Annotated in this window: 10 protein-coding genes and 1 pseudogene; 6 read left to right on the top strand and 5 right to left on the bottom strand. The window is 54.8% G+C overall.

Annotation, left to right across the window (positions count from 1 at the left end; all coding sequences use genetic code 11):
• The first annotated feature begins 37 nt into the window (after positions 1 to 37).
• From CGL_RS03315 to CGL_RS03295, 5 genes are all read left to right on the top strand, one after another.
• Positions 38 to 2,254 (top strand): NADP-dependent isocitrate dehydrogenase, encoded by a 2,217-nt coding sequence (locus CGL_RS03315; RefSeq protein ID WP_011013800.1) that lies wholly within the window; start codon positions 38 to 40, stop codon positions 2,252 to 2,254.
• A 79-nt stretch (positions 2,255 to 2,333) separates the two neighbouring features.
• Positions 2,334 to 3,038 (top strand): hypothetical protein, encoded by a 705-nt coding sequence (locus CGL_RS03310; RefSeq protein ID WP_011013799.1) that lies wholly within the window; start codon positions 2,334 to 2,336, stop codon positions 3,036 to 3,038.
• A gap of 106 nt (positions 3,039 to 3,144) precedes the next feature.
• The gene (locus CGL_RS03305; protein WP_003860791.1) at positions 3,145 to 3,867 is read left to right on the top strand and encodes a GntR family transcriptional regulator; all 723 of its coding nucleotides are present in this window, start codon (positions 3,145 to 3,147) and stop codon (positions 3,865 to 3,867) included.
• 92 nt (positions 3,868 to 3,959) lie between these two features.
• Entirely contained in the window at positions 3,960 to 5,003 is a 1,044-nt protein-coding gene (locus CGL_RS03300; protein WP_011013798.1) for an Ldh family oxidoreductase, read from the top strand.
• A gap of 1 nt (position 5,004) precedes the next feature.
• Positions 5,005 to 5,286, top strand: coding sequence for a putative quinol monooxygenase (locus tag CGL_RS03295; protein ID WP_020948527.1), 282 nt, complete (start codon positions 5,005 to 5,007; stop codon positions 5,284 to 5,286).
• 36 nt (positions 5,287 to 5,322) lie between these two features.
• Here the strand turns inward: CGL_RS03295 and CGL_RS03290 are convergent, their stop codons facing one another.
• From CGL_RS03290 to CGL_RS03270, 5 genes and pseudogenes are all read right to left on the bottom strand, one after another.
• Positions 5,323 to 6,474: a bifunctional 2-methylcitrate synthase/citrate synthase gene (locus CGL_RS03290; protein ID WP_011013797.1), complete on the bottom strand. Its 1,152-nt coding sequence runs from the start codon at positions 6,472 to 6,474 to the stop codon at positions 5,323 to 5,325.
• A gap of 28 nt (positions 6,475 to 6,502) precedes the next feature.
• Positions 6,503 to 7,426, bottom strand: a complete 924-nt coding sequence (gene prpB, locus CGL_RS03285) for a methylisocitrate lyase (RefSeq protein WP_011265603.1) — start codon at positions 7,424 to 7,426, stop codon at positions 6,503 to 6,505.
• Positions 7,426 to 8,941: pseudogene (gene prpD / locus CGL_RS03280) on the bottom strand (2-methylcitrate dehydratase PrpD). Before prpD ends, prpB begins: the two are co-directional and overlap by 1 nt.
• A 465-nt stretch (positions 8,942 to 9,406) precedes the next feature.
• Positions 9,407 to 9,610, bottom strand: a complete 204-nt coding sequence (locus CGL_RS03275) for a YbdD/YjiX family protein (protein WP_003854670.1) — start codon at positions 9,608 to 9,610, stop codon at positions 9,407 to 9,409.
• 3 nt (positions 9,611 to 9,613) lie between these two features.
• A complete protein-coding gene (locus CGL_RS03270; RefSeq protein WP_003860780.1) occupies positions 9,614 to 11,893 on the bottom strand; it encodes a carbon starvation CstA family protein in 2,280 nt (759 codons plus the stop codon).
• 418 nt (positions 11,894 to 12,311) lie between these two features.
• Here CGL_RS03270 and CGL_RS03265 point away from each other — a divergent pair, with 418 nt between their 5' ends.
• Complete coding sequence (locus tag CGL_RS03265; protein ID WP_003854667.1) at positions 12,312 to 13,625, top strand: O-acetylhomoserine/O-acetylserine sulfhydrylase; 1,314 nt, start codon at positions 12,312 to 12,314, stop codon at positions 13,623 to 13,625.
• The last annotated feature ends 138 nt before the right edge of the window (positions 13,626 to 13,763 follow it).

Below are 13,763 nucleotides of genomic sequence, written 5' to 3'. Positions count from 1 at the left end.
GTAGCTGAACAAAAGAGCCCATCAACCAAGGAGACTCATGGCTAAGATCATCTGGACCCGCACCGACGAAGCACCGCTGCTCGCGACCTACTCGCTGAAGCCGGTCGTCGAGGCATTTGCTGCTACCGCGGGCATTGAGGTCGAGACCCGGGACATTTCACTCGCTGGACGCATCCTCGCCCAGTTCCCAGAGCGCCTCACCGAAGATCAGAAGGTAGGCAACGCACTCGCAGAACTCGGCGAGCTTGCTAAGACTCCTGAAGCAAACATCATTAAGCTTCCAAACATCTCCGCTTCTGTTCCACAGCTCAAGGCTGCTATTAAGGAACTGCAGGACCAGGGCTACGACATCCCAGAACTGCCTGATAACGCCACCACCGACGAGGAAAAAGACATCCTCGCACGCTACAACGCTGTTAAGGGTTCCGCTGTGAACCCAGTGCTGCGTGAAGGCAACTCTGACCGCCGCGCACCAATCGCTGTCAAGAACTTTGTTAAGAAGTTCCCACACCGCATGGGCGAGTGGTCTGCAGATTCCAAGACCAACGTTGCAACCATGGATGCAAACGACTTCCGCCACAACGAGAAGTCCATCATCCTCGACGCTGCTGATGAAGTTCAGATCAAGCACATCGCAGCTGACGGCACCGAGACCATCCTCAAGGACAGCCTCAAGCTTCTTGAAGGCGAAGTTCTAGACGGAACCGTTCTGTCCGCAAAGGCACTGGACGCATTCCTTCTCGAGCAGGTCGCTCGCGCAAAGGCAGAAGGTATCCTCTTCTCCGCACACCTGAAGGCCACCATGATGAAGGTCTCCGACCCAATCATCTTCGGCCACGTTGTGCGCGCTTACTTCGCAGACGTTTTCGCACAGTACGGTGAGCAGCTGCTCGCAGCTGGCCTCAACGGCGAAAACGGCCTCGCTGCAATCCTCTCCGGCTTGGAGTCCCTGGACAACGGCGAAGAAATCAAGGCTGCATTCGAGAAGGGCTTGGAAGACGGCCCAGACCTGGCCATGGTTAACTCCGCTCGCGGCATCACCAACCTGCATGTCCCTTCCGATGTCATCGTGGACGCTTCCATGCCAGCAATGATTCGTACCTCCGGCCACATGTGGAACAAAGACGACCAGGAGCAGGACACCCTGGCAATCATCCCAGACTCCTCCTACGCTGGCGTCTACCAGACCGTTATCGAAGACTGCCGCAAGAACGGCGCATTCGATCCAACCACCATGGGTACCGTCCCTAACGTTGGTCTGATGGCTCAGAAGGCTGAAGAGTACGGCTCCCATGACAAGACCTTCCGCATCGAAGCAGACGGTGTGGTTCAGGTTGTTTCCTCCAACGGCGACGTTCTCATCGAGCACGACGTTGAGGCAAATGACATCTGGCGTGCATGCCAGGTCAAGGATGCCCCAATCCAGGATTGGGTAAAGCTTGCTGTCACCCGCTCCCGTCTCTCCGGAATGCCTGCAGTGTTCTGGTTGGATCCAGAGCGCGCACACGACCGCAACCTGGCTTCCCTCGTTGAGAAGTACCTGGCTGACCACGACACCGAGGGCCTGGACATCCAGATCCTCTCCCCTGTTGAGGCAACCCAGCTCTCCATCGACCGCATCCGCCGTGGCGAGGACACCATCTCTGTCACCGGTAACGTTCTGCGTGACTACAACACCGACCTCTTCCCAATCCTGGAGCTGGGCACCTCTGCAAAGATGCTGTCTGTCGTTCCTTTGATGGCTGGCGGCGGACTGTTCGAGACCGGTGCTGGTGGATCTGCTCCTAAGCACGTCCAGCAGGTTCAGGAAGAAAACCACCTGCGTTGGGATTCCCTCGGTGAGTTCCTCGCACTGGCTGAGTCCTTCCGCCACGAGCTCAACAACAACGGCAACACCAAGGCCGGCGTTCTGGCTGACGCTCTGGACAAGGCAACTGAGAAGCTGCTGAACGAAGAGAAGTCCCCATCCCGCAAGGTTGGCGAGATCGACAACCGTGGCTCCCACTTCTGGCTGACCAAGTTCTGGGCTGACGAGCTCGCTGCTCAGACCGAGGACGCAGATCTGGCTGCTACCTTCGCACCAGTCGCAGAAGCACTGAACACAGGCGCTGCAGACATCGATGCTGCACTGCTCGCAGTTCAGGGTGGAGCAACTGACCTTGGTGGCTACTACTCCCCTAACGAGGAGAAGCTCACCAACATCATGCGCCCAGTCGCACAGTTCAACGAGATCGTTGACGCACTGAAGAAGTAAAGTCTCTTCACAAAAAGCGCTGTGCTTCCTCACATGGAAGCACAGCGCTTTTTCATATTTTTATTGCCATAATGGGCACATGCGTTTTTCTCGAGTTCTTCCCGCACTTCTTATCACCACCGCCGTGAGCATCCCAACAGCATCTGCTGCCACACTCACCGCCGACACCGACAAGGAATTGTGCATCGCCAGCAACACCGACGATTCCGCGGTGGTTACCTTCTGGAACTCCATTGAAGACTCCGTGCGCGAACAACGCCTCGACGAACTAGACGCCCAAGATCCAGGAATCAAAGCGGCGATTGAAAGCTACATCGCCCAAGATGACAACGCCCCAACTGCTGCTGAACTGCAAGTACGCCTCGATGCCATCGAATCCGGCGAAGGCCTAGCCATGCTCCTCCCAGACGATCCCACGCTGGCAGACCCCAACGCCGAGGAAAGTTTCAAAACGGAGTACACATACGACGAAGCCAAAGACATCATCAGCGGATTCTCCAGCGATCCAGCCAGCGATGTACTCAGCCAACTTCAACAAGCCGCCACCACCGGCACCCGCACCGCAGAAATCCGCGCCGAAGTATTCGCCGACCGCACCGATGATTACAACGAATCCCAAACCGCTCTTAAAGAGGATTTCCAAAACTGCATCGATGCCATCGATGACGCCCGCCCAATCCCACTGCAGTACATCCTGATTGGAGGCGCCATCGCTTTGGCGGTCATCGTCCTCGGGATCAGGGCGTGGACTAACTCAAGGAAGCAGTCCAAGCACAGCCAGTAATACGCCAAGCAAAAAATTGCTTGTCGACGTCTCCCCCAACCTAGCATCCACTTTCTGCAACCCAGTGTCACAAATAGTCTAAATTTCGGTGTACTAAGGTGTTGTCATGGTCCAAAAAGATGCCCAGGCCTCCCCTGCTACGAGAAAAGCAGATCAGGTATACACACAGATTCGTCGTGAAATCGAAGATGGAACCTTAAATCCTGGGCAACGAATGTCGGAAGTGTGGCTGGTTGAACACACCGGCGCTTCGAGAACCCCAGTCCGGGATGCTCTCCGCCGGTTAGCCGCAGACGAGTTGATCATTTTGGAGCCACGTCAGGCGCCTATGGTGTCGCCACTTTCGCTTCGCCACATTAAGGATCTGTTTGAGTTCCGCAGGATCGTCGAGGTCGCAGCGCTTGAGGAAATCTCTGTTGGAGCGAGTAAATCACCGCGTATCTTTGGTGAGTTTTCTACGTTGGCGGCAGATTTTCGAGAGCTGGAAAACTCTGCAGACGATGCAGATTTCACCGCCGATTTTAGGCGATTGACCAGTAAGTTTGATGATCTTGTTGCAGCAAATACTCACAACCAATTCCTTGGACGCAGCATCTTAAGTTTAAAACCGCACACCACGAGGCTGCGGATCATTGCGCATTCCGATCATGCGCGTCTGCGCCAATCGGTTCAGGAACATATTGAAATGTGTGAAGCTGTGGCCTCAGGAGATTTAAGGTCGGCAGGCGCTGCGTGTAGACAGCACCTGATCCATGTAGAAAAGAGCATTTTGACCGCATTGATTAATGCTGATTCTACGGGCTCGCAGGGCATTGATATTAGGTCTTAGAACCAGCGTGCACTGATGGCGATTAAAGGGGGTTGCGCCTATACCTATTGCTGGTATACATTTCGGTATACCTAAACCGAATTGAGGGATTCATGCCAGAAGTCACTGTCAACGCCCAACAACTCACTGTTCTCTGCACAGACATCCTCACCAAAACTGGAGTACCTGCAGCAGACGCCCATCTTGTCGGTGATAGTTTGGTGCAGGCTGATCTTTGGGGTCACCCCTCCCACGGTGTGCTTCGACTGCCTTGGTATGTGCGCAGACTCCACAGTGGCGCGATGACTACACATGCACACGTGGAGGTTCTCAATGATTTGGGTGCCGTGTTGGCGTTGGATGGACACAATGGAATCGGCCAAGTTTTAGCTGATCATGCTCGTAAAGAAGCAGTGACTAGGGCAATGATGTTCGGCATCGGTGCGGTGTCGGTGCGCAACTCCAATCATTTTGGAACTGCCATGTACTACACCCGGAAAGCGGCAGCGCAAGGATGTGTTTCCATTCTCACCACCAATGCATCTCCGGCGATGGCGCCCTGGGGTGGCAGAGAAAAACGGATCGGTACCAACCCATGGTCTATTGCGGCACCTTTTGGAGAAACGGCTACGGTAGTCGATATAGCCAATACTGCGGTTGCGCGCGGAAAGATCTACCACGCACGACAGACAAACATGCCCATTCCTGAGACTTGGGCGATCACGAGTGAGGGCGCACCCACCACGGATCCTGCTGAGGCAATCAACGGTGTCGTCCTTCCCATGGCTGGTCACAAAGGTTATGCGATTAGCTTCATGATGGATGTGCTTTCTGGAGTTCTCACTGGTTCCCAGCACAGCACCAAGGTACATGGTCCGTATGATCCCACTCCCCCAGGTGGAGCTGGCCACTTGTTCATCGCGTTGGATGTTGCAGCGTTTCGCGATCCACAAGATTTCGATGACGCACTCAGCGATCTGGTTGGGGAAGTTAAATCCACTCCGAAAGCACAAAACACCGAGGAGATTTTCTACCCCGGTGAATCGGAAGACCGTGCGCATCGGAAAAACTCTGCGCACGGTATTTCATTGCCTGAAAAAACGTGGATGGAACTGCAAGAACTGGCAATCGAGAACCATGTTGTAACTCACCGTTGATCTGCGCGTTAAACCTGGCCATCTAGAGGAATTCCTCAACGCCATTTCGGAGAATGCGCAGCGCAGCTTTCAGGATGAAGAAGGTTGCGTGTATTTCGACGTTTCACAAGATGTTGATGATGAGCTTCATTTCAGTTTCTTCGAACTTTACGCGGATCAAGCGGCTCTTGATGCCCACCGCTGCGCGCCGCATTTTTACGTGTGGCGCGAAGCGGTGGCGAAACATGTTCTTCCCGGGAGTCAGAAGAACATGGTGGGGACGAGAATGTTGCACCATGGCTGAAATGAGTGGGAGGGGGCGTCGAAAAGCGAAAATCTTTTAGCGCTTTTCAATGGGCGCGACCTCGCGCTGCTCCTCGCCGTTGTACTCGGACAGTGGGCGGATGAGCGAGTTGTTTTCGTACTGCTCCACGATGTGGGCCGTCCAGCCGGCGACGCGGGCGATGACGAACAGCGGGGTGAAGAAATCGACCGGGAAACCGAGCAGGTGGTAGGCAGGGCCAGCAGGGAAATCGAGATTCGGCTTGATGCCGGTGCGGGCGTCCATGGCGTCGCGCATGTTTTCATACATGGCAACCCACTTTTCGCCGTCGTGGCGGGCAGCTAATTCCCGGAAGGACTTCTCCATTGATGGCACGCGGGAATCGCCGCGCTTGTACACGCGGTGGCCAAAGCCCATGACCACATTCTTGTTGTCCAAAGCGTTGTTGATCCAGGCGGCGGCCTTGTTGGGATCGTCGATCGCCAACATGGTGTGCATGACAAACTCGTTGGCGCCACCGTGCAATGGGCCCTTGAGAGCACCGATCGCGCCGGTGATTGCGGAGTACACATCCGATTTGGTGGAGGTGATCACGCGGGCGGTGAAGGTGGAGGCGTTGAAGGAGTGCTCGGCGTAGAGGATCAGTGATTTCTCAAAATCGCGGACGTCAGCTGGGTTGGATGCAGGTGATTCCGGGCCAGTACCAAACACCATAGACAGCAGGTTTTCGGCGACTGACTTGCTGGAGTCAGGGGCGATGATATCGAGGCCCTTGCGGCGACGAATATCCATGGCTAGCACCATCGGAAGCTGCGCCAACAAGGTGTGGCCAACTTTGCGGATGTGCTCAGAATCGGTGGTGAAATACTCGGAATCCTTGGTGCCCATGTAGGACACCGCGGTGCGCATAACATCCATCGGGTGGGCTTCTTTGGGCAAAGAGTGGATCAGGGAGATCAAACCGGCATCCAGGGAGCGGTAGGAACGGCCACGCTCATTGAACTCCGCAAGTTGTTGCGCAGTGGGCAGCTCGCCGTGCCACAGGAGGTAAAACACCTCCTCGAAGCTGCAGTTTTCCACCAAATCTTCCACCGCGTAGCCACGGTAGGTCAGTGAATTGGTCTCTGGCATGACTTTGGAAACGGCCGTGTAATCGGCGATGACTCCGTAGAGCCCTTTGCGAACATCAGTGGTTGTGGCGCTGGACATGGTGATTCACTCCTTATATATAGGCGGGTTAGAAGATGGGCTTGTAGCTGTCAGCGGAATAGGTGAATACTTGCTGGTCGAAAGCGTTGTACTCGTTGTAGCGCAGCAGCTCATACAGCCTGGATCGGTGTTGCATCCGGTCGACCCAGTCGGTTTGGATTCCGGTGTTTGCAATGTCGCCGAGAGCTTGTTCGACCTGTCCCATCGCAATGCGCAGCAGGGTCACTGGGTAGATCACTGCGTTGTATCCGATGTCTTCCAGAAGCTGCGCGGGCAGAAGTTCGGTTTTGCCAAATTCCGTCATGTTGGCCAGCAGCGGAATGTCGACGGCCGCGCGGAATTTTTCAAAATCTGCAGGGCTGTACAGCGCTTCGGTGAAGATCATGTCGGCGCCGGCATCCGCGTAAGCTTTGGCGCGCTCGATCGCGGAGTCGATGCCTTCCACTCCCGCGGCGTCGGTGCGAGCGCAGATGACGAATTGCTCATCGCGACGCTCGTTGACAGCTGCGGCGATGCGACGAACCATGATGTCCGTGCCCACTACTTCTTTTCCGTCCAGGTGCCCACAGCGTTTGGGGTTGACTTGATCTTCCAGGTGGCAGCCCGCGACACCTGCATCTTCGAGTTCGGAGACGGTGCGCGCTGCGGACATGGGTTCGCCGAAGCCGGTGTCGGCGTCGACCAGCACGGGCAAGTCTGTCACGCGTGCGATCTGCCGGGAGCGGTGCGCCACTTCGGTCAATGTGGTCAAGCCGATATCCGGCAATGCAAGGTCAGCCGCCACGACGGCGCCCGAGACGTACACGCCTTCAAATCCGGCTTCCTGGATTGCGCGCGCCGCCAGCGGGGAGAATGCACCAGGCATGCGGGCAATTTCAGGCGCAGCCAGTGCCGCGCGTAATGCTTTTCGACGCTCCGTTGGTGCAACAGCAGAGGAAAACAAACCCGCCATCAGAACAGTCCTTCCGGAATCACAGGAGCCTTGGCCAAAATATCGGCATCCAATTCAATGTTGAGTTCTGAAAGATCCTCAAGCTCGTGCGTACGCTGTGCCGCATCCAAGAAGCGATCCTGTTCCTTTTCGGACACAACACCTTCAGCCAAGGTGCGGAATTTCTGAATGTACTGCTCCCTAGCGAAAGGCCGTGCTCCCAGAGGATGCGCATCCGCCACAGCCAGTTCATCTTCCACGACGGTTCCATCCTTGAAGGTGATCACTGCGCGTGCGCCGAAGGCCTTTTCTGCAGGATCAACGGAGTGGTAACGCCTGGTCCATTCAGGATCCTCCACCGTGGAAATCTTGTTCCACAGCTCGATGGTCTCTCGGCGGTGGGCTCGCTCAGGAGCATAGGAACGCTCGTGGTGCCACGCGCGATCCTCCAGCGCGACAGCGAAAATGTACATGATGGAGTGATCAAGGGTTTCTCGCGATGCATCTGGATCGAACTTCTGTGGATCATTAGATCCGGTGCCGATCACGTAGTGAGTGTGGTGGGAGGTGTGCAAAACGATGGAGTCCACATCACGCAGGTCCAAGCCCTGTGCTGCCAGCTTCTCCCCCATGCTGCGCGCCAAGTCGATCGGTGCCTGTGACTGGTATTCCGCCGAGTGTTCCTTGGTGTAGGTATCCAAGATTGCTCGTTTGGCTTCACCTTCTGCAGGCAAAGGAATGGTGTAGATGTGATCAAGACCGGACAGCAGCCACGCGATTACGCCGTCTTCGCCTTCCCAGATTGGTGACGGTGCGCCCTCGCCACGCATTGCGCGATCTACTGCCTCGATGGACATCTTGCCCGCAAACGCAGGAGCAAATGCCTTCCATGAAGAAATCGCACCTTTACGGGACTGCCTCGTCGCCGTGGTGGTGTGCAATGCCTGACCAATTGCCTGGTAGATGGTGTTCCACATCTAGGTCTAGCAAGGTTCCGATACCAGCAGCCGCTGATGGTCCAAGATGAGCAACGTGATCAATCTTGTGCTCATGCAGGCACATTCCACGCACCAAGTTAACCTGAATCTCATACCCAGTAGCGATGCCACGGATCAGATCCTTGCCACCTTTTCCAGCCTGCTGTGCTGCAGCCAAAATCGGAGGAATGTTATCTCCTGGGTGGGAGTATTCCGCAGCGAGGAACGTGTCATGGAAATCAAGCTCACGCACCGCAGTGCCGTTAGCAAGCGCAGCCCATTCCGCGGCATAACGTCCTGGCAGACCGAAAACAGATGCACCCCGACCATCGGTAACTGGCCTGACCTGTGCCATCGCACGGGCAGAGCTAACTGGTCGACGCAACACGGAAGCTGCCTGCACCGATGCATTGTCGATGATGCGGTTGATGATCATTTCCTGAGTGTCCGCAGCAACCTCAACTGGGTCGGCTGCAACGCGAGCGATCTTGTGAGCCAGGTGCTCCTCGTACGGGAACTCTTCCGCAGAACGGTGGGTGCGCACTTCGTGGTTAATCATGGCTGGAATGTGACTCCTTCTCAACGAACTAATGTTGCACACCACACTAATTCTTTAAAAAGCAATGTAGGTCACTGTAAAAGTTGTGTAATTTTGTGACCATCAAAGTGATTTTGAGTAAAACATGCAAAATCACCACCTCAACGCCAATTCCTTGGGGGTTCCCTTCGCTCCCCACCCGGCGCGCGGGGGCATATTCTTGGACGCTGGAGGGAGGCGTCGATAAGCAAAGTCTTTTTTGGGGTGGCCTCGCTCTTCATTCCAAACCAGGTGACCTACGGGAGAAGTTTTGAGAGTTCTTCGGTCATATGGACTGGTTTCGAGCGCTGATAACTGTCCTATGTGGCCGAAAATTGAGTGGCGGAAGTTTTTCGGTCACCTGGTTTGGTTCGCGGCTAATCGCTTCCTGCCACAGATAAAAGGCGCGTTGACTCAGTTAAGAATCAACGCGCCTTTTCGTTTTATCTAGCAGCAGCGGGCACCAGGATTAGCGTCCTGATCTGCATACTTTGCCCGCCAATACTCCCGCTCAGTAGGAATCGGAGCATCCGGATGGTGGTGCTTTAAGTGCACCACATACTTGGAATACGCCGTGTCCCCCATGAGCTCAGTGAGATACCACCACACCGCCCGCGGGATTTTCCACAGTGCATGAGTAAGAGCCATCATGTTTTAGTGCCCTCCAGAAGACACGGGCGCACCGCCTGGGTAGCGCTCGTCCCACATGGCCTGGACTTCCTTATCCCTGGAAGATGCAAGGAATCCAGTTGGGGCGAAGAACTCAGATTCAGTATCAGGCTCTTCAGTGGTCTCCAAAGGTGTTCCGGCTGCACGAGCCCTGATGGACTTGATGCACACCGCAATGGCTGCGCCGACAACAACGAGGACGAGCACCGCGAACAGGATGGACAAGATGCCCTGAATCATGGTGTTTCGGATAACCGCATCGATTGCCTCAGGAGATTTAGCGGCACCAAATTCGGTAAGGCCTTGAGACTTTGCATCGCGGAAGTTCGCGTTCTGAGCCCAGTAGCCAATAGCCGGATCAGAGTGGAAAATCTTCTGCCATGACGCAGTCATCGTGACAATGAGATCCCATGCCAAAGGAACAGCTGGAATCCACGCCCACTTGTACAGGCCCTTCTTCACCACAACAACCAGCACGAGAGCAAGTGCAATAGCGGCGAGCAGCTGGTTAGCGATACCGAATAGTGGGAAAAGCACGTTGATGCCGCCCAGTGGATCGGTAACACCCATGAGCAAAATAGCACCCCATAGAGCACACACAAACACGGTAGAAATCCAGTTACCGACAGTCCATGAAGGATCCTTGAAACGGCGCAGACCTGGAACATTGCCCAAGGTATCGGTCATCATAAAGCGAGCCACACGAGTACCTGCATCCACAGTAGTGAGGATGAACAGAGCCTCAAACATGATGGCGAAGTGGTACCAGAACGCCTTCATTCCAGCGCCGCCGATGAATCCGGAGAGGATTTCAGACATACCGAACGCCAAGGTTGGTGCGCCACCGGTACGGGAAATAACAGTGGATTCTCCGACACTTTCAGCAGCTTCCGACAGCTGTTCCGGGGTGATATCCGCACCTGTCAGCCCAATGGAGTTAACCCACTCAGCTGCGGTTGCTGGATCTCCACCAGTCAGTGCCAGCGGAGCGTTCATGGAGAAGTACAGGTGACGATCCAGAATAACAGCGGTGATCAGTGCCATCATCGCCACGAAAGATTCCATCAACATGCCGCCGTAGCCGAGCATGCGCATCTGGGATTCCTTCTCCACAAGCTTTGGTGTGGTTCCTGAAGAAATCAGTGCGTGGAAACCAGACAGTGCACCACAGGCAATCGTGATGAACAGGAATGGGAACAGACTTCCAGAGAACACCGGACCGTTGCCCTCAAGTGCGAAGGAGGTCACGGAAGGCATCTGCACCTCAGGACGTGCGAACAAAATACCCACTGCCAACAGACCGATGACGCCGATCTTCATAAAGGTAGACAGGTAATCGCGCGGTGCAAGCAGCAGCCACACCGGCAAAATCGCAGCCATGATTCCGTAACCGATCAAGGCCAACGCCAAAGTGGTCTTAGACCAGGTGAACCATTCCACGCCCCATGAGGTGTCTGCAACCCAACCACCAGCAACGATAGCCAGCAGGAGCAGTGCCACACCGATGATGGACACTTCAGTAACACGACCTGGGCGCAGGTAACGCAAGTACACACCCATGAACAGTGCAATTGGGATGGTCATGGTGATGGAGAAAACGCCCCATGGTGAATCAGCCAGTGCATTAACCACGATCAATGCGAGCACCGCGATAATGATGATCATGATGGAGATGGTCGCCAAGATACCGGCAGCTCCACCGACCGTGCCCATTTCATCACGAACCATCTGGCCAAGTGAGCGTCCACGCCTACGAGTAGACACCCACAGCACTAGGTAGTCCTGCACTGCACCGGCGAAAATCACACCGAGGATAATCCACAAGGTGCCTGGCAGGTAGCCCATCTGCGCGGCCATGACAGGTCCAACCAATGGACCGGCACCTGCAATAGCTGCAAAGTGGTGGCCAAAAAGCACACGACGATCCGTTGGGACATAGTCCTTGCCGTCATTAACGTATTCCGCCGGGGTTGCTCGCTGATCTTTCGGCTTAACAACTTTGTATTCAATCAGTCGGGCATAGAAAGAAAACGCAATGATATAGGAACCAACTGCCGCCAAAACCAGCCACACAGAGTTGATTGTTTCGCCACGGGAGAAAGCGATTGCTCCCCAACCCACCGCCGCGATAACCCCAAAGACAAGGAGACCAACGCGGGCGGTCGGTGACATTTTAGGGGACTTCTTCACGCCTACTGGAAGGTCAGTAGCGTTGCTGTACACCAAATCATCGTCATTGATGTTGTCAGTCTGTTTTATGGTCACGATCTTTACTGTTTTCTCTTCGGGTCGTTTCAAAGCCACTATGCGTAGAAACAGCGGGCAGAAACTGTGTGCAGAAATGCATGCAGAAAAAGGAAAGTTCGGCCAGATGGGTGTTTCTGTATGCCGATGATCGGATCTTTGACAGCTGGGTATGCGACAAATCACCGAGAGTTGTTAATTCTTAACAATGGAAAAGTAACATTGAGAGATGATTTATACCATCCTGCACCATTTAGAGTGGGGCTAGTCATACCCCCATAACCCTAGCTGTACGCAATCGATTTCAAATCAGTTGGAAAAAGTCAAGAAAATTACCCGAGAATAAATTTATACCACACAGTCTATTGCAATAGACCAAGCTGTTCAGTAGGGTGCATGGGAGAAGAATTTCCTAATAAAAACTCTTAAGGACCTCCAAATGCCAAAGTACGACAATTCCAATGCTGACCAGTGGGGCTTTGAAACCCGCTCCATTCACGCAGGCCAGTCAGTAGACGCACAGACCAGCGCACGAAACCTTCCGATCTACCAATCCACCGCTTTCGTGTTCGACTCCGCTGAGCACGCCAAGCAGCGTTTCGCACTTGAGGATCTAGGCCCTGTTTACTCCCGCCTCACCAACCCAACCGTTGAGGCTTTGGAAAACCGCATCGCTTCCCTCGAAGGTGGCGTCCACGCTGTAGCGTTCTCCTCCGGACAGGCCGCAACCACCAACGCCATTTTGAACCTGGCAGGAGCGGGCGACCACATCGTCACCTCCCCACGCCTCTACGGTGGCACCGAGACTCTATTCCTTATCACTCTTAACCGCCTGGGTATCGATGTTTCCTTCGTGGAAAACCCCGACGACCCTGAGTCCTGGCAGGCAGCCGTTCAGCCAAACACCAAAGCATTCTTCGGCGAGACTTTCGCCAACCCACAGGCAGACGTCCTGGATATTCCTGCGGTGGCTGAAGTTGCGCACCGCAACAGCGTTCCACTGATCATCGACAACACCATCGCTACCGCAGCGCTCGTGCGCCCGCTCGAGCTCGGCGCAGACGTTGTCGTCGCTTCCCTCACCAAGTTCTACACCGGCAACGGCTCCGGACTGGGCGGCGTGCTTATCGACGGCGGAAAGTTCGATTGGACTGTCGAAAAGGATGGAAAGCCAGTATTCCCCTACTTCGTCACTCCAGATGCTGCTTACCACGGATTGAAGTACGCAGACCTTGGTGCACCAGCCTTCGGCCTCAAGGTTCGCGTTGGCCTTCTACGCGACACCGGCTCCACCCTCTCCGCATTCAACGCATGGGCTGCAGTCCAGGGCATCGACACCCTTTCCCTGCGCCTGGAGCGCCACAACGAAAACGCCATCAAGGTTGCAGAATTCCTCAACAACCACGAGAAGGTGGAAAAGGTTAACTTCGCAGGCCTGAAGGATTCCCCTTGGTACGCAACCAAGGAAAAGCTTGGCCTGAAGTACACCGGCTCCGTTCTCACCTTCGAGATCAAGGGCGGCAAGGATGAGGCTTGGGCATTTATCGACGCCCTGAAGCTACACTCCAACCTTGCAAACATCGGCGATGTTCGCTCCCTCGTTGTTCACCCAGCAACCACCACCCATTCACAGTCCGACGAAGCTGGCCTGGCACGCGCGGGCGTTACCCAGTCCACCGTCCGCCTGTCCGTTGGCATCGAGACCATTGATGATATCATCGCTGACCTCGAAGGCGGCTTTGCTGCAATCTAGCTTTAAATAGACTCACCCCAGTGCTTAAAGCGCTGGGTTTTTCTTTTTCAGACTCGTGAGAATGCAAACTAGACTAGACAGAGCTGTCCATATACACTGGACGAAGTTTTAGTCTTGTCCACCCAGAACAGGCGGTTA

The organism is Corynebacterium glutamicum ATCC 13032 (genome assembly GCF_000011325.1).
Taxonomy (GTDB): domain Bacteria; phylum Actinomycetota; class Actinomycetes; order Mycobacteriales; family Mycobacteriaceae; genus Corynebacterium; species Corynebacterium glutamicum.
Note: the sequence above shows the minus strand (reverse complement) of the source record. Positions and strands in the feature narration are given on the sequence as shown.